14 protein-coding genes are annotated in these 17,351 nt (G+C 35.2%); 11 read left to right on the top strand and 3 right to left on the bottom strand.

The features are described from left to right. Nucleotides 1-50: 50 nt before the first annotated feature. Entirely contained in the window at nt 51-3,230 is a 3,180-nt protein-coding gene (locus DCS95_RS00395) for a cytochrome c biogenesis protein (RefSeq protein WP_116768887.1), read from the bottom strand. 138 nt (nt 3,231-3,368) lie between these two features. Here DCS95_RS00395 and DCS95_RS00390 point away from each other — a divergent pair, with 138 nt between their 5' ends. The 8 genes from DCS95_RS00390 (at nt 3,369) to galK (ending at nt 12,436) form a co-directional block, all read left to right on the top strand. Beyond that, a complete protein-coding gene (locus DCS95_RS00390; RefSeq protein WP_116768886.1) occupies nt 3,369-4,133 on the top strand; it encodes a Rossmann-like and DUF2520 domain-containing protein in 765 nt (254 codons plus the stop codon). After that, the gene (locus DCS95_RS00385; protein ID WP_116768885.1) at nt 4,117-4,644 is read left to right on the top strand and encodes a KdsC family phosphatase; all 528 of its coding nucleotides are present in this window, start codon (nt 4,117-4,119) and stop codon (nt 4,642-4,644) included. Before DCS95_RS00390 ends, DCS95_RS00385 begins: the two co-directional genes overlap by 17 nt. Before the next feature lie 4 nt (nt 4,645-4,648). Beyond that, nucleotides 4,649-5,236, top strand: coding sequence for a Maf family nucleotide pyrophosphatase (locus DCS95_RS00380; protein WP_116768884.1), 588 nt, complete (start codon nt 4,649-4,651; stop codon nt 5,234-5,236). Between the two features lie 14 nt (nt 5,237-5,250). Next, complete coding sequence (locus DCS95_RS00375; RefSeq protein WP_116768883.1) at nt 5,251-6,207, top strand: septum formation inhibitor Maf; 957 nt, start codon at nt 5,251-5,253, stop codon at nt 6,205-6,207. Nucleotides 6,208-6,210: 3 nt separating this feature from the next. Then, entirely contained in the window at nt 6,211-6,789 is a 579-nt protein-coding gene (locus DCS95_RS00370) for a mechanosensitive ion channel domain-containing protein (RefSeq protein ID WP_116768882.1), read from the top strand. Between the two features lie 82 nt (nt 6,790-6,871). Continuing rightward, nucleotides 6,872-9,403, top strand: a complete 2,532-nt coding sequence (locus tag DCS95_RS00365; RefSeq protein ID WP_116768881.1) for a PIG-L family deacetylase — start codon at nt 6,872-6,874, stop codon at nt 9,401-9,403. A 111-nt stretch (nt 9,404-9,514) separates the two neighbouring features. Next, a complete protein-coding gene (locus DCS95_RS00360) occupies nt 9,515-11,251 on the top strand; it encodes a sodium:solute symporter family protein (protein ID WP_116768880.1) in 1,737 nt (578 codons plus the stop codon). 27 nt (nt 11,252-11,278) lie between these two features. Further along, nucleotides 11,279-12,436, top strand: coding sequence for a galactokinase (gene galK, locus DCS95_RS00355; RefSeq protein ID WP_116768879.1), 1,158 nt, complete (start codon nt 11,279-11,281; stop codon nt 12,434-12,436). Nucleotides 12,437-12,507: 71 nt separating this feature from the next. On the opposite strand, the gene DCS95_RS00350 is transcribed toward galK, so the two are convergent. Together DCS95_RS00350 and DCS95_RS00345 are read right to left on the bottom strand one after the other, a co-directional pair. Further along, nucleotides 12,508-13,353: a DUF2911 domain-containing protein gene (locus tag DCS95_RS00350; RefSeq protein ID WP_116768878.1), complete on the bottom strand. Its 846-nt coding sequence runs from the start codon at nt 13,351-13,353 to the stop codon at nt 12,508-12,510. A gap of 88 nt (nt 13,354-13,441) precedes the next feature. After that, on the bottom strand, nt 13,442-14,638 hold the full coding sequence (locus tag DCS95_RS00345) for a hypothetical protein (protein ID WP_116768877.1): 1,197 nt from the start codon (nt 14,636-14,638) through the stop codon (nt 13,442-13,444). Nucleotides 14,639-14,807: 169 nt separating this feature from the next. Between DCS95_RS00345 and DCS95_RS00340 the strand changes: the two genes are divergently transcribed. From DCS95_RS00340 to DCS95_RS00330, 3 genes are read left to right on the top strand one after another with little or no spacing between them, the layout of a single operon-like run. After that, the gene (locus DCS95_RS00340; protein WP_116768876.1) at nt 14,808-15,305 is read left to right on the top strand and encodes an SRPBCC family protein; all 498 of its coding nucleotides are present in this window, start codon (nt 14,808-14,810) and stop codon (nt 15,303-15,305) included. Then, on the top strand, nt 15,306-15,995 hold the full coding sequence (locus tag DCS95_RS00335; RefSeq protein ID WP_116768875.1) for an SDR family NAD(P)-dependent oxidoreductase: 690 nt from the start codon (nt 15,306-15,308) through the stop codon (nt 15,993-15,995). Then, the gene (locus DCS95_RS00330; RefSeq protein ID WP_116768874.1) at nt 15,996-17,306 is read left to right on the top strand and encodes a cryptochrome/photolyase family protein; all 1,311 of its coding nucleotides are present in this window, start codon (nt 15,996-15,998) and stop codon (nt 17,304-17,306) included. The last annotated feature ends 45 nt before the right edge of the window (nt 17,307-17,351 follow it).

Raw genomic sequence — 17,351 nt, 5'->3', positions numbered from 1 at the left:
AAAAAGGGTCTCTTAATTAATAAGAGACCCTTTTTAAATGTAGTAAATATTTACTTGCTAAAGTTTGCCTTGTATCTCCAGAAACTTATGGCGCCTAGTACAAATACACCTGCTACCAAGTAATATATAAATGTAGGCGTAATCACTTGTGCTCCACTAGCATAACTATGCAGACCTACCAAATAAAAATTAACTCCAAAATAGGTCATCATTATACTACCGAAAGCAACGACGCTCATAAAATTAAAAGTCCATTTACCTCTTAAACCTGGCACCAATCTAGTATGTATTACAAATGCGTAAATCATAATAGATATTAATGCCCAAGTTTCTTTAGGGTCCCAACCCCAATATCGCCCCCAGCTTTCATTTGCCCATTGTCCTCCTAAAAAGTTACCAATGGTAAGCATTACAAGCCCCGTTGTTAATGCCAGTTCATTTATAATGGTCAATTCTTTTATATTGATTGCCATACGTTCTTTATTCTTTTTGGTCGTTAAGATCATCAATATCAATGAAACAAGGCCTAAGATCATACCTACGGTTAAAGGGCCATAACTACCAACGATAACGGCCACGTGTATCATTAACCAATAACTATCCAACACTGGCTGTAAATTAGCAATTGAGGGATCAATCCAACTTTGGTGTGCAATCCATAATAACATTGATGTCACAAAAGCAGAGGCAGCAAATGTCATATCACTTTTACGGCCCAAGGCCCAACCAATTCCCATAGTAGCCCAAGCTACATAAAGAATACTTTCATAAGCATCACTCCAAGGTGCATGACCAGAAATATACCAACGTAATATTAAGCCCGCAGTATGCCAAAGAAACAGCAACATTATTGTACCCTTGAAAAAGTAGATAGCCACTCTCCAAATGGAACGGTCTTTAAAAATTTGAAATACCAAAACAAAGAACATTAAAAGTCCAACCAATGCATAATATTGATATAGCCTATTAAAAATATTCAGCTTATTATAGATTACTTCGGTATCTATTTTTTGCTGAGAAGGCAGAACTTCGCTACCATGATTAAGTTGATTTTGGTGAAATGCAGCCAATAACTTGTCGGCAGAGCTATAGTCGCCACTTTGTTGCGCTTTGCCCAAAGTCATTAAATAATACGGCATGGCATTTTTTACGAAATTGGAGTATAATGAATCCCTAATTTCATATTGCCCTCCCCTATATTCAACAGCAGATATCCATTTGTTGTTCTCATCATCTAACAATGGAAATATCTTAACAATATCTTGACCCAAAGCTTGGTTCAACAAACTTAACCTAATATTGGCATCCTTAAAATCTTGCTGAAATTTATTAGGGTTATTTGTTGCAGTTGCCTCACGTAAAAAAGGCTCTAGTTTATACTGTCCTTTTTTATCAAAGAAATCTGTAGCCTTAACGTATTTTTGACCAGAAGGGATTCCTATAATTTTCCTAATACTATCATTCTGCGATTTTTTATCTAGGGCAATAAATTCAGTATTATACCAAACCGCCGGATTCATCATCATTGAAAGTAATATCTGGTCTGAAGTATAGCCCATATAATTATCTTTCAAACTCAATTTACGAAGTAATTCTGATGAAAATGTATTGATAGGCTTCATACGACCTCCTTCATCCTGTATGACCAGTTTACCAAACTTGTCGGCATGTTCTTTGCTCACCATACTGGCTTCTAGCAAAGAATCTATTTGTGCTTTACTTGGTGCTTGTTGATGCCCTTCTTCTGGGGTATGTTGTTCTTGTGCAAAAGTTGAGAACGAGAATGCCATTAACAGTGTTATAACACCGAACATTTTTTTCTTTTTCACTTTTAGCTTATCTAAAGAATCTGCTAAATCTTGAAAACGAGTTTTACCAAAGAACATAATTCCCATTAAACCAATATATAATAGAAAATACCCTATATAAGTTATCCAAGTACCCCAAAAATCATGGTTGACAGATAAGGTAGTACCTTTCTCGTCTGGGTCAAATCCTGATTGAAAAAAACGATATCCCTCGTGGTCTAATACATGGTTCATAAATATATCATAATCAAAAGGTCTTTCATCTTCAATGGTTACCCTACTCATAAAAGATGCGTAACCTTTATCTGTACCAGGATACTTTTCTGCAATAAAATCGTTCAATTTAATCCCAAATGGCAACTCATGCAGTTTAGAACCATATCTAATAGAAAAGTTGAGTCCGCCAACTGTTACCTTATCACTAAAATCCGACGGTCCTTTACTACCTAACAACTTAATCTGTTTGGTTTCACCGTTAGCTGAAACATCAAAAACAATGGCATCTTGATCCATTTTGGTTTTTTCGGCAGCCGGTATTTCCACAATTCCATATGAGCCTTGCGTTATAGAATCAGGAATTACAAATTGCATACCAGCGGTATTATATAGCGAACGTAATTGTAATGGTTGAACACTATCTTTAACCAAAACCCCTTGAAACTGATCTGCCATTCGCATAAAATTACCATCAAAAGGTGCATGAATCTGATACACAGAATCTGTGGTCATAATATTTATTGCACCATTTGTCTTATTATTCAAGGCAAACAGTACATTATGAATACTTGCGACTTTACCATCCTCTAAATAATGGTCGTGACGGTCACCATCACCAGCTTCTACAATTTTCAGAAATTTTGTGCCATTTGAGTCCGGTAACAATCCTTGTTTAGCTCCCTTAATAAAATCAACATATGAAATTTCAAATTCCTCACCATTAAAATCGGCTTTCCATGGCAGGTTAGATTTTATGGCTTCTGGAGTAACAATTAAATCGTCTTCAAGAATTTTTCTTCTAGCCTCACCATTTATTTCGCCATCAACATAAACCGTTAAATAAGTCTTGTCCGAATAAAACACATTTTCGGTATTACCCTCACGTATGGGCATCATTCCTTCAAAACTGATATAACGGGTAACAAAGGCACCAATAATAATTAAAACCCATGATAAATGTAAAATTAAAACAGGCCATTTCTCTAAACGTAATAATCGATAACGTGAAATATTACCAATAAAATTGATAACAAAGAACACCATTATAAGTTCGAACCACCAAGCATTATAAATCCAAATTCTAGCGGTTTCTGTGCTGTACCAACTTTCAATGAAGGTGCCAAATGCCATTGCAGTGGCAAAAACAATAAACAAAATAGACATTAAGCGTGTAGAGAAGAATATTTTCTTGAACATTTCCGTCATGGAAGATAGGAGTTGATTTTCAAGATGCAAAAATAAGGTCTTTTGACCATTTACGAATGACTTTTATCGCTTTAAAATATCATTGAAACTGTTAATTTTAATACAACAAGACTATTATAAACTTTGTACTTTTGCGTCATGATATCCGTAATAATAGTTGGCTCCGGTAATGTAGCGCAAAATCTTTTTCATGCATTGCAACAAACCGTTGGCGTTAATATCAAACAAGTACTTGGTAGAAACAAAACCCATTTACAATTCGTAAAGAAGGATAAGTTGATCAATACCGATTTTTCCAAAATACCAACAGCGGACATATATATATTGGCAATTTCCGATGATGCGATTGGCATAGTGGCCGAACATTTCAAGAACAAAGAAGGACTCGTAGTACATACTTCTGGCGCTACGCCTGTTGAAGTTTTAAGTAGCTTAAAACGACCAGGCATATTTTACCCTTTGCAGACATTTACTAAAGGAAAAATCGTATCTTTTAACAACATACCCATATGCATTGAAGCTAACGATGACAAGGATGTTAAACTTTTGTACAAGCTTGGCAATGCTTTAAGCAAAACTGTTGTTGAGATAGATTCAGACCAACGGAAAACATTACATGTAGCCGCTGTTTTTGTAAATAATTTCACCAATTACCTATACACTTTGGGGGCAGAAATTTGCGAAGAACATCAAATTGATTTCAACTTATTAAAACCATTAATTACAGAAACTGCCGCAAAACTTGAAGACCTTTCTCCATTACAGGCACAAACGGGACCAGCAAAACGTGGAGATCAAAAAACATTACATAATCATTTACAAATTTTAAAAGACAAACACCAAAGGGAATTATACACCCTATTGAGCAACGCAATAAAAGAAAAACATGGAAAAGAGCTATAAGGAATATTTAAAGGACATTACTACATTTATTTTTGATGTCGATGGTGTTTTTACAGACGGTAACGTTCTAATTACCAGCGAAGGAGAATTATTGCGCCAAATGAGTGTAAAAGATGGTTACGCTCTTAAGGTTGCCTTAAAAAAAGGTTATAACGTGTGTATAATTACAGGAGGCACCAATGAAGGGGTACGAACAAGACTTAGAGGTCTAGGAGTTACCGATATTTATATGGGCGCACATTATAAAATGGACGCTTTAGACGAGTATATGGATATATATCATATTGAAGCCGAAAATATATTATATATGGGCGATGACATACCAGACATACCGCCATTGAAGGCAGTTGCATTACCTACGTGTCCGCAAAACGCCGTTGCAGAAGTTAAAAATGTTAGTAAATACATATCACACAAAAATGGAGGGCATGGTTGTGTTAGGGATGTTATTGAACAAGTTTTAAAAGTACGTGGAGATTGGACCAGTCATTTCAGCGCAACAAACGATTAATTAAATGCTAAGAGACAAATTAAATAATCATCGTTTAATATTAGCCTCGGGATCCCCTAGAAGACATCAGTTTTTTAAGGATATGGAACTTGATTTCGAAGTTCGTATAAAGTCGGTAGAAGAGGTATATCCATCAAATTTAAAGGGTGCTGAAATTTCCGATTACTTAGCCCAATTAAAGGCAAGTGCTTTTAAAGATGAGCTTCTACCCAAAGAAATTCTCATTACTTCAGATACCGTGGTATGGCACAAAAATGAATCGCTTGCAAAAGCGATAGATAGTGCAGAGGCAGAAGAAATGCTAAGGAAACTATCGGGAGACTGGCACCAAGTTATTTCCTCTGTATGTTTTACAACCATAGAACGACAAATTGTACAACACTCGATTACCGAAGTTAATTTCAAGAATTTATCTACATCAGAAATTCGTCATTATATTGAGAAGTATAAACCATATGATAAAGCCGGTGCATACGGCATTCAAGAATGGATAGGACTCATAGGGATTGAAGAAATTAAAGGCTCATACACTAGCGTAGTAGGTTTGCCTACACAACTAGTTTATGACACCTTATTACAATTGATAACATAAAATAAACTATCGTCATGAAAAGTATACGACTATTAATTCTAAAAACATCAGTTTACAGCATTCTCGGAATTCTTTTAATTTTTTCAAGCTGCAAAGAAACACCGGAAAACAATAGCGATACATTAGCCATGTCAACTACCATAAAAAATGTAGAAGCACCAAAAAAACAACTATCGGAACAATTTAAAGAATATTGGTACAATGGCACGGCAGAAATCACCTCTTATACACTAGAACAGGCTAGATATGGTGAAATTAGAAAAGGTAGTGCCGTAATGATTTATGTTACCGAACCTTTTTTACCAGAACAACAGGTAAAGGCCGATAACGATCATAAAAGTAATATTCCGGTTTTAAAATTGAATTCCACGAAAAACTACATCACTGGTATTTATCCCTACTCTATCATGACCAGTAGTTTTTATCCCGTTCATGACAATCAGCATGCTATAAAGCTTTCTTTTTCTTCACAAGAATGGTGCGGGCATGTCTATGCGCAGTTAAATAATAGAGATGATTTTGAAGTTACGAGTCATTCTTATTTCGAATCGGAAGGTGATCAAGAATACCACTTAGAAAAAGCTGTTCTTGAAAATGAAATATGGAATAAAATAAGAATTTCACCAAACGACTTGCCAACAAGAGAAATTCACATGATCCCTTCGTTAGAATATATTAGGTTAAGTCACAAAGAGATAAAAGCCTATAAAGCAATAACGACATTAACCAAAGCTGAAAGTATAAGCACATACTCAATTAACTATCCTGAATTAGAACGTACACTGAACATCAATTTTGGAAACGAATTTCCATATCTCATAGAGAGCTGGACAGATACTTTTAATGACGGATTTGGTGATAACAAAAAAGTGCTAACCTCAAAAGCAACAAGAATTAACAGGATTACAACACCCTATTGGCAACAAAAATCGAATAAGGATTTATCTTTGCGCGATAGTTTAGGGTTATAGTATATGAAAGCGTTTATCAATGAGCATTACAATGAACTTATTTATAGTCTCATTGTCTTTATAGTTATCTTAATATTAAAATTCCTTTTCACTACAGCGGTAAGAAAGGTCAGTAAAATCAGTGATTTTAATCCTGTAAGAACCAATTTGATCATTAAATTCATCAACATTGGTTTAACAATTATAACCATTGTGGCACTTACCTTGGTTTGGAGTGTAAACTACCAAGATTTAGGTGTAATGCTCTCTTCTGTTTTTGCGGTTATTGGTGTAGCGCTGTTTGCACAATGGTCCATTTTAAGTAATATTACCGCAGGAGTTATCATCTTTTTCTCATTCCCATTTAAAATCGGGAATACCATTCGAATTTTAGATAAGGAATTACTTGACCCTAACAATAGTGATTTAGACAAATTTGTTATAGAGGACATTAGGGCTTTTCACCTTCATTTACGAAGAAGCAATGGCGAAATTCTTACTTATCCAAATAACTTGGTTTTACAAAAAGGCGTCATATTAATATCCACATATCAACAAGGTGAATTTATCAGTACCGAAGAAGAGGAAGAGCAAACCATGTGATTTTGTTAAAGAAGTTGTAAAAACAAGTACGCGTAGGGGCTAATCTTATTATATTTGGAATTACTACCAAAACCAACTTAAAATGCGATATCTATTAGGGTTTATAGCCTGTAGTCTTTTTGCACTCGGCACACTAAACGCCCAAACCCCTAAGATCAATTCGTCTACAGACATATACCATGCAATTGAAAAGCTTAATTTTCTAGGCACTGCACTTTACATAGCTGCTCACCCAGATGATGAAAACACACGTTTAATTGCCTACTTGGCCAACAATGTTAAGGCAAGAACAGCTTATTTGTCTTTGACCAGAGGAGATGGAGGGCAAAATCTAATAGGTCCGGAGTTACGCGAGCTTTTAGGAGTTTTAAGAACTCAAGAATTACTGGCTGCGAGAAGAGTTGATGGAGGTCAGCAGTTTTTTAGCCGCGCCAACGATTTTGGATATTCAAAGCAACCTGCTGAAACCCTAGAAATATGGGATAAGGAAGCCATTCTTGGCGATGTGGTAAGAACCATTCGAAAGTTTAAACCAGATGTTATTATCAACAGGTTTGATCATAGAACTCCAGGTACAACCCATGGGCATCACACCGCATCGGCTATGTTAAGCTATGAAGCCTTTGATCTTGCCAATGATGAAAGTGCTTACCCTGAGCAACTTGAAGCTACCAAAACATGGCAACCAAAAAGATTGTTCTTTAATACATCATGGTGGTTTTATGGAAGTCAGGAAAAATTTAAGGCTGCCGATAAAACTAATCTTTTACATATGGACGTTGGCACCTACTACCCCATGTTAGGAATGTCGAATAATGAAATTGCCTCATTGGCAAGCAGCCAACATCTATGCCAAGGGTTTGGCAGACTAAGCACAAGAGGTACTGAAGATGAATACATTGAATTGTTAAAAGGTGATTTACCAAAAAACAAATCGAACCTTTTTGATGGTATTGATACCACTTGGAAAAGGGTTGATGGCGGTAAGGCGATAGGGGATATTCTTTACGACGTACAAGAAAATTTTAATTTCAAAGACCCTACCATTCACATACCTGCTTTACTTAAAGCATATAACTTAATACAAGGTTTATCTAACGACCATTGGAAAAATATAAAAACGGAAGAGCTAACTTCTATAATTTTTGCCATCTCAGGATTGCATTTAGAAGCATCTACAGAAACTGCATACACCAACCCTGGGGAAGAAGTTGAAGTTCAGGTGCAAGCATTAAATAGAAGTAATTTAAACATCAAGTTAAAATCGGTTTTTTTAAATACTCAAAAAGTAGCCATTGAAAACGAAGCTTTAACCAATAACAATCTTATAACTAAAAAGGTTGACCTGGCTATTCCCGCATCAACGAACTACACTAGCCCGTATTGGTTAATGGAAAAAGGAACTTTAGGCACCTATAAGGTCACCAATGAAGATTTAATTGGCAAACCCGAAACACCAAGAGCCTTTAATGCCAAATTTTTACTTGACATCAATGGTACAACCATACCTATTACCACTCCTGTAGTTTATAAATATGCCAAACCAGATAAGGGTGAAATTTACCACCCTTTTGAAGTTGTGCCAGAAGCTACAGCGAGCTTTACCGATAAGGTTTTAATTTTCGCCGATGCCAATAAGAAAAAAATTCCGGTAACCATAAAAGCACACCAAGACAATATTTCTGGTACCATAGAATTAAAATATGGTAAAGACTGGAAGGTAGATGCCTATAAGCAAAACTTTTCTATAGCCAAAAAAGGTGATGAACAAACAGTTTATTTCACGTTGAGTCCGCCTTCTACCGAAAGCGAAAGTATCATCTCCCCTATTCTAAGTATAAACGGAAAGGAAATCACCAAAGAACTGGCAACCATTGCTTACGACCATGTGCCTACCCAGACTGTTTTACTTCCGTCTGAGGCAAAAGTTGTTCGCTTAAACATTCAAAAAGCCGGTGAAAACATTGGTTACATTATGGGAGCAGGCGATGAAGTACCTACCAGTTTAGAACAGATCGGATACAACGTACAGCTAATTGACCCAACAGCAATAACTACAGAATCATTAAAAAAATACGACGCCGTTGTACTTGGCATAAGAGCATATAATGTTGTAGATGAACTGAAGTTTAAACAGCGTTTTATTTTAGATTATGCTAAAAATGGTGGTACGGTAATTGTGCAATATAATACAGCTAGTAGATGGGGTGCACAATTTGAAAATATTGCTCCATATGATATAGAAATTTCAAGAGATAGGGTAACCAATGAAAACTCTGAGGTTAACATAATAGCAAAAGATCATTCTTTGGTAAATTTTCCTAATGAAATCGATGAAAACGATTTTAATGGTTGGGTACAGGAAAGAGGTCTATATTTTCCCGATAAATGGAGTCAAGAATTTACACCTATTCTTGAAATGCATGATGAGGGCGAAGATGCCTCAAAAGGCAGCTTATTAATTGCCCCATATGGTAAAGGAAACTATATTTATACGGGACTCAGCTTTTTTAGGGAATTACCTGTAGGTGTACCAGGAGCATATAAATTATTTTCTAATATGTTATCTATTGGCAAGGATAAAGTAGAAACAAACGTGAAAATTAAAGGATGAACAAAGAACGAGATGAAAATGCTACTTGGAAAAAAGAGTATACCATTTTATTGGTACTCAATTTTATTTATGTTCTTGTTTTCTATTACATAATGACATCATTCAATTAATATGAGAGAATTAGATTGGATAATTCTCGCCGGTACACTACTCTTTATAGTTATATATGGAGTTTGGAAAACCAAAGGAAGTAAAAACGTCGACGACTATGTTCGTGGTGGTAATGATTCCAAATGGTGGACCATAGGATTATCCGTTATGGCGACACAAGCGAGTGCCATAACGTTCTTATCAACACCAGGTCAAGCTTTTCACGATGGTATGGGCTTTGTTCAATTCTATTTTGGACTCCCATTAGCTATGATAATCATTTGTATGGTATTTGTACCTCTTTACCATAAAATGAAAGTTTACACCGCCTATGAATTTTTAGAAGGTAGGTTCGATTTAAAAACGAGGTCGTTAGCTGCCGTTCTATTTCTTATTCAAAGAGGTTTAGCTGCAGGTATTACCATATTCGCACCTTCTATTATTTTATCGGCGGTATTAGGTTGGGATTTAAGAACCTTGAATATAATTATTGGAACACTCGTTATCATCTACACAGTATCTGGTGGAACCAATGCAGTCAGTGTTACCCAAAAACAACAGATGTTCATAATCATGACGGGGATGTTCATCACTTTCTTTTTTATTCTCGGCTACCTACCTACCGATATCACATTTAGTAAAGCAATGAAAATTGCAGGTGCCAGCAATAAACTTGAAATATTGAATTTTGATTTTGACACCTCTAGTCGATATACATTTTGGAGCGGTATTACCGGCGGGCTATTTCTATTTCTTGCGTATTTTGGTACAGATCAGAGTCAGGTGCAAAGATACCTATCGGGTAAATCGATTAGGGAAAGTCAGTTAGGTCTAGTTTTCAACGCCATCTTTAAAATACCGATGCAATTCTTCATATTATTGGTTGGTGTAATGGTGTTCGTATTTTATCAATACAATCCTTCACCACTTAACTTTAACCCTTCTGCTACACAAGCGGTTATGGAATCTGAATATGCAGATGACTATAAAGTATTACAAGAAGGTCAAATAGCATTAGAGGCAGAAAAAAGAATCGCACAAAACAAGTTTTCTGCGGCATTGGAAATAAAGGAATATACTGCTGTTGAAGAAGCAAAAAAACAGATTATACGCATAAACCAAAAGGACAGTACTAATAGAGTGGCTGCTAAATCACTTATTAGTCAAGCCAACGATGTGGTTGAAACCAATGATAAAGATTATGTATTCATCCACTTCATACTCAACAACCTTCCAACTGGTTTGGTCGGGCTTCTTTTGGCAGTCATTTTATCTGCTGCCATGTCATCGACAGCGTCTGAACTTAATGCATTGGGAACTATCACCGCATTAGATTTATATAAACGAAATAAGGGCGATACCAACCTTACCGAAGAACATTATGTTAAAGCCTCTAAATTCTTCACCCTAATTTGGGGCGTGATTGCCATTCTAATTGCATGCGTCGCCAATCTTTTTGATAATTTAATTCAGCTTGTTAATATTATTGGTAGTATTTTTTATGGTAATGTTTTAGGGATATTCTTAATCGCATTCTTTTTTAAGTTTATCAAAGGAAATGCTGTATTCTTTGCTGCGGTAGTAACACAGGTTATCGTTTGCATTATATACTACTATCTCATACATATTTACCCTTCGGGTCAAGAAAAACTTGGGTACTTATGGCTTAACTTTTTCGGTGCCGCTTTGGTTATAATAATTTCATTTATATTTGAAGCCTTTGACCGTATGCTGAACAAGCCATTGGCATCTACCTAAGAATTATAGATTTTAATAAAACACTTAATGGTACATAAGAAAGTTGCGTCTTACTTTGAAGAGAATTACAGTAAAAATCACATTCTTATCAAAGCTCCAGGACGAATCAATTTAATCGGTGAGCATACTGATTACAATGAAGGTCTTGTACTACCCGCATCAATTGAAAAAGGAATATACTTTGCTGTTTCCGATAATGATCAAAATAGCATTCGCATTGAAACATTTTTGACTCAGCCAGAAAAAGTGGAATTCCAACTTAACGGAGCGCACAAACCGTTCGATTCTTTTTGGGGAAATTATTTTAAAGCAATAATTGAAATTTTAGATTCAAAGAACTACCCTTTAAAAGGTATGGACTGTGTATTTGGAGGTGATATACCTATTGGATCAGGTCTTTCTTCCTCCGCTGCCCTATGTTGCGGATTTATCTATGCTATTACTCAAATTTCAAAACAAAAAATTACTAGAGAAGAAATAGCTTTAATTGCCCAAGAAGCTGAACACAAAATTGGTCTTAATTGTGGATTAATGGACCAGTATGCAGTTCTATTTGGCAAAAAAGGAAATGCCTTTTTTTTAGATTGTAAAGACCTAAGTCATAAATACATTCCTATTAATCTAAAAGGCTATAGTTGGGTTTTAATCAACTCTAATATAAAACATAATTTAGCCGTTGATTCTGAATATAATAAAAGGCGTGTTTCTTGTGAGAACATTGTTAAACAAGTACAAGAATACAAATCACAAATTACATCGTTAAGAGAGGTTGACAAAGATGATTTAGAAAAGGTAAAAAAAAAGGTCTATTTAATTGACGTACAACGTGCAACCTATATTATAGAAGAAAATGAACGTGTACTTAAAATGATGCAATTGCTGACCAATGGAGATGCTGTAGGTGTTGGCAAGGTATTGAAAGAAGGGCATTGGGCAATGTCCACTCAATATGAAATTACTACTAGCGAATTGGATTACCTAGTACAGATTGGAGAAGAACTTGAAGGAGTTTTAGGTTCTAGAATGATGGGTGGCGGATTTGGTGGTTGCACAATAAACTTAATGGAAACAGAAAATTTGGAATCAAACATAAGATCTCTTTTACAATCTTATAAAGAAAAGACCAATATCGATGCTGAATTCTACCATTTGGATATTGATGATGGCGTTAAGGTTTTTGAATAACACTCAGTGTTAAACCATAAAAAAAGTCCGTGCAATAGCACGGACTTTTTAGTTCTATAGAATGAATCAATTTACTTAGAACTCCATTCTTTTATTGAATCGTTGTTCATTTTAATATAATCATTGTTTCCGGCAGCAGTAGCTCCTTCCAATGATTTTTTAGCAGCTGCGATTGCTCCTTTTTTATCGCCTGCTTTTGCTAATATTAAAGACTGTTGTCTTAATTGCCAAAATGCCGGTTTTTCGGTCATGGATATTGCTTTATCCATCCACTCTTTGGCTTTATTGATATCTTTTCCTTCACTGGAGTAGTATACTGCCGCTGCGTAATAATCTTCAGCAGACGGTCCGTTTAAGGCTTTGTCTATATTACTCATTACGGTAGCATCTGTAGGAACTGAAAAAGGAATTGCCACATAAGTGTTTTCCCATATAATCCCAATATTTGCTCCTGTACTGGTGACATCATCAATAGTTATGGTAAAAGTTTCAACTGGCATTTCAATATTATAGACCGGTGCCGTTATTTGAGCGGCAATTTTACTTTCCTCCCAATTACTAGGTGTTCCACCACCAACAATATCTGTGTAGATATACACTTCCCAGTTAGAAGCTCCAGGTTTTGAGAAAATAGAATAAGTACCAGCTTTAACTTCTTTACCACCAATGGTAACGTCAGTATCAAAAGAAACTTTAGTATATGCATTAGCACCTGTACGCCATAATTTATCAAAAGGAACAAGGTTACCATAAACTTTTCTACCTCTCATAGATGGTCTTGAATAGTCAATAGTTACCTCTGTTAAACCTACAGTCTGCATTAATTTTGCAGCAGGGCTAGGTGCTGGTGTATTAATCTGTGCTTCAACGGTTAATGAAGCTACAATTGCCAATAAAAAAAGTACTACTTTGTTCATAATTGTTTATCTGATTAGTTATAATCACAAAACTACTTATAAAGAAAGGGTAGAAATGTTAACAAATACTTAAATAGCAAGTGGAGCCCTAAAAAACTGCAAATGAAGTGGCAATGACCCCATCTTCGAGAAAAATAGCCAAATAGTATATGGAAGATTCCAGATGATGTGCAATAATACCTTTTCTCTCCACATTTTCAGAGTTTTTATAAACCTCTTTTCCCGTAACATCATAGATAACTTGACCGTAAACAGCCTTATCTGTAGTAATGGAATAATAGTAACGATCAGAAGAATTATCCCTATAAATAATCAGTTTTTCGTTTTCATCATCGTTTTCGGGTAACTCGGGCTCTTCTGGATTTTCTGGCTCTTCTGGCTCCTCTGGAATTTCTGGTTCAACCGGTTCTTCCTCTTCAATTTCGGGTACTTGAAATGTAAACAACCTTGAGGGAGATACTATAGTTGGGGTTTGCCTTGAATAGTATTCAGAAGAAAAAAAATACTGCCCCGATATAGTTTGTGTAATTCCTTCTGCTTGAACAAAATTTAGCCCGAGAGAATGTTCGGTATATCCTTCGAAAGGAATAGTTAAATTAAAATCTTCTATTATACCGACAAAGGGACTTAAAATTGAAGAATACCCCAAGAATACTAACCTGTTAGAATCTATATCATATGTAGCATCAGAAATTAGCCCGACGTTGTCTATAGCTCCTACCCTACTTGCGATATAGGTACCCGGAACTTTAGAAAATTGATATGCCACCGAGCCAAGACTTTGCCATTGTTTAGTGAAAACAAGTATGCCATCATTTAATACTACAAAAGCCTCTGCATCCCAATCACTATTACCGTTGTTACTAAAGTCTACTTGATCTTCATATGAAAAATTAATAATTTCTGCTGTTACGGAATCTGAAGCGGTGTAGTCGGCTTTGGAAATTCTGTATACGGCCAAATCTGTTCTTGTTCCTACATTATTGCCAAAATCGCCTATATAAATGTAATCCTGATCTTGTGAGATGGCTTCCCAGTCAATATTGGAAATATTATTAATTGTCACCTGTCTTTGTATTGATAAAGACAAAGTATCCAATTCATATAGTGTAGGCTCATTACCAGAATCATTGTGAGTAATCAAATTACCGTTGAAATATATTAGTCCCGATGTTTCAAATATTTCATTAGGTAATTCCCCCACGGTTTGTACATTTTGCTGAGCTAATCCTTTAGCGCTGCAAATGACCATTATTAGAAGTAAAAATTGATTTAAAACCTTCATGGTTACAAAATAAGTCAGAATAATGTTAACCGCTTGTTTTTAAGTGACCTAAATTCAATTTTATCGATAAAGTTAATTTTTAAACCGATAAGAAAGCTAATTTCAATTTGTTTAATTATTTTTACATAATGTTAAACAAACATTTTTTGTTTGACTATTAAATACCTTTATGAAACTATATCAACTACATTCTAAACAAGCCTTACCAATTTCAAGACTTGAAGCATGGCAATTTTTATCCAACCCAGCCAACTTAAAAGTTATTACACCAAAACAAATGGGTTTCAATATTATATCGGGAGCCGATAGAGATATGTTTCCCGGTCAAATTATTCAATATAAAGTTTCTCCTTTTCCTGGATATACTACAAAATGGGTCACTGAAATCACACATGTAGAACAGGGAAATTACTTTGTTGATGAACAAAGATTTGGACCTTATGCATTATGGCATCACAAACATTTCATTAAAGAAATTAATGAAGGCGTAGAAATGGAAGACATCATTGATTATAAATTACCAATGGGTGTTCTAGGGCAAATGGTACACCCCATCTTAGTAAAAAATCAATTAAAGGAAATATTCCATTTTCGCGAACAAAAATTAAAAGAATTATTCGGCTCTATAGAAACGATTCCGAATCAACTTGAATTTAAATCTTTTTAAATGAAAAATATATTATTAATAGGAGGTTCCTACGGTATTGGGCAATCGATTGTTGAGGAACTTAAAGAAACACATAAGCTATTCGTAGCTTCAAGAACAAGCGAAAATCTACAACATAAGAACATTACTCACATTTCTTTCGATGTTACCGTAGATGAACTTGACTTGTCTACACTACCAGAAAAATTAGACGGATTTGTATATTGCCCCGGCAGCATCAATTTGAAACCTTTTAAGATGATGTCTTTAGAAACGATGAAAGATGATATGCATCTTAATTTCTTTTCTTTGGTAAATGTTATTAAAGGTATTATCTCAAAAATGAACGACAAATCAAGTATAGTCTTTTTTAGTACTATTGCTGTTGGTACCGGTATGCCATACCACACCAGTGTTGCCGCTTCAAAAGGAGCAATTGAAGGTTTTGCAAAATCTTTGGCAGCTGAGTATGCACCTAAGATTAGAGTAAATGTTGTGGCTCCGTCATTGGTAGATACACCTTTGGCAAAAAGACTTTTAAATAATGATAAAAAAAGGGAAGCCATGAACGAAAGACATCCTTTAAATAGAATAGGAAATGCAGAAGACATTGCCCAAACTGCAATATTTCTATTGAGTGATAAAAGCTCTTGGATGTCAGGTCAAATTATTGGAGTAGATGGCGGACTATCAACCTTAAACGTTCATTAAATGGCACAAGAAGTATCTGTATTTTGGTTCAGAAGAGATTTAAGGCTTGATGATAATATTGGTTTTTTAGAAGCGCTTAAAAGTGATGTTCCTGTACTACCTATTTTTATTTTTGATAAAGAAATACTCTCAAAACTACCAAAAGATGATGCAAGGGTTTCTTTTATACATGATACCTTGCAAGCCATGCGCAAGCAGCTACAAGATGACCATGAAAGTTCTTTAGCTATTTATAATGATACCCCATTAGAAGCATTTAAAAATATAATTAAAAATTATAAGGTAGTTTCTGTCTTTACCAATAGAGATTATGAACCATATGCCAAGGAAAGGGATGAGAAAATATCTGATTTCCTTAAGAAGAATGATATTCAATTTATAACATTTAAAGATCAGGTAATTTTCGAAAAATCTGAAATAGTAAAGGGTGATGGCGACCCTTATGTTGTTTATACTCCTTATAAGAATAAATGGCAAGAACAGTTTAATGAAAGTAAAGATTTACATATTCATTACACAAGTCAGTATTTATCAAATCTTATTAAAAATTCAAGACTGCCCAATGTATCATTAAATGATATCGGTTTTGAAAAATCTAAAATTAAAGTTCCAGATTATAATGTAACACCAACCCTTATAGATAATTATGAAGACACCAGAAACTTCCCCGCTAAAGATAGCGGAACATCTCGATTAGGACCTCATTTACGTTTTGGTACGGTATCGGTTCGAAAAATGATGAAAAAGGCAATTGCGGAAAAGAACAAAGTATTTTGGAGCGAGTTAATTTGGAGAGAGTTTTTCATGTCCATTCTTTACCATTTCCCACATACGGTGAACAAATCTTTTAGGGCTAAGTACGATCGAATAGAATGGCGTAACAACGAAGAAGAATTCGAAAAATGGAAAAACGGTAAAACAGGGTATTTGTTAGTTGATGCAGGTATGCGCCAATTAAATGAAACCGGCTATATGCATAACAGGGTAAGAATGCTGGTAGCTAGTTTTCTATGCAAACATTTATTGATAGACTGGCGCTGGGGAGAAGCCTATTTCGCTGAGAAATTATTAGATTATGAAATGAGCTCAAACATTGGTAATTGGCAATGGGCAGCAGGTAGTGGCGTTGATGCTGCTCCTTATTTTAGAATTTTCAATCCAATGACACAGGTTGATAAATTTGATAAAAACAAGAAATACATAAAAGAGTGGATCCATGAATACGGTACAACAGATTACCCAGAAAAAATGGTAGATCATAAAATAGCCAGAGAGCGCTGTTTAGAAACCTATAAAGAAGCGGTCGCTTAATTACGATTTTCATAATTTTTTATCGTACATAAATTCAAAAGAAGG

It is taken from the genome of Maribacter litoralis, assembly GCF_003075045.1.
In the GTDB taxonomy this organism is placed as follows: Bacteria; Bacteroidota; Bacteroidia; order Flavobacteriales; family Flavobacteriaceae; genus Maribacter; species Maribacter litoralis.
The sequence above is the reverse complement of the archived record's forward strand: the minus strand, read 5'-3'. Positions and strand labels throughout refer to the sequence as shown.

Excerpts from the sequence above, each read along its gene's own strand:
- DCS95_RS00370 (WP_116768882.1), top strand. The coding sequence starts at position 6,211 with ATGAAAGCGTTTATCAATGAGCATTACAATGAACTTATTTATAGTCTC.
- galK (WP_116768879.1), top strand. The coding sequence starts at position 11,279 with ATGGTACATAAGAAAGTTGCGTCTTACTTTGAAGAGAATTACAGTAAA.
- DCS95_RS00345 (WP_116768877.1), bottom strand. The coding sequence starts at position 14,638 with ATGAAGGTTTTAAATCAATTTTTACTTCTAATAATGGTCATTTGCAGC.
- DCS95_RS00350 (WP_116768878.1), bottom strand. The coding sequence starts at position 13,353 with ATGAACAAAGTAGTACTTTTTTTATTGGCAATTGTAGCTTCATTAACC.
- DCS95_RS00395 (WP_116768887.1), bottom strand. The coding sequence starts at position 3,230 with ATGACGGAAATGTTCAAGAAAATATTCTTCTCTACACGCTTAATGTCT.
- DCS95_RS00335 (WP_116768875.1), top strand. The coding sequence starts at position 15,306 with ATGAAAAATATATTATTAATAGGAGGTTCCTACGGTATTGGGCAATCG.
- DCS95_RS00365 (WP_116768881.1), top strand. The coding sequence starts at position 6,872 with ATGCGATATCTATTAGGGTTTATAGCCTGTAGTCTTTTTGCACTCGGC.
- DCS95_RS00340 (WP_116768876.1), top strand. The coding sequence starts at position 14,808 with ATGAAACTATATCAACTACATTCTAAACAAGCCTTACCAATTTCAAGA.
- DCS95_RS00385 (WP_116768885.1), top strand. The coding sequence starts at position 4,117 with ATGGAAAAGAGCTATAAGGAATATTTAAAGGACATTACTACATTTATT.
- DCS95_RS00360 (WP_116768880.1), top strand. The coding sequence starts at position 9,515 with ATGAGAGAATTAGATTGGATAATTCTCGCCGGTACACTACTCTTTATA.
- DCS95_RS00375 (WP_116768883.1), top strand. The coding sequence starts at position 5,251 with ATGAAAAGTATACGACTATTAATTCTAAAAACATCAGTTTACAGCATT.
- DCS95_RS00380 (WP_116768884.1), top strand. The coding sequence starts at position 4,649 with ATGCTAAGAGACAAATTAAATAATCATCGTTTAATATTAGCCTCGGGA.
- DCS95_RS00390 (WP_116768886.1), top strand. The coding sequence starts at position 3,369 with ATGATATCCGTAATAATAGTTGGCTCCGGTAATGTAGCGCAAAATCTT.
- DCS95_RS00330 (WP_116768874.1), top strand. The coding sequence starts at position 15,996 with ATGGCACAAGAAGTATCTGTATTTTGGTTCAGAAGAGATTTAAGGCTT.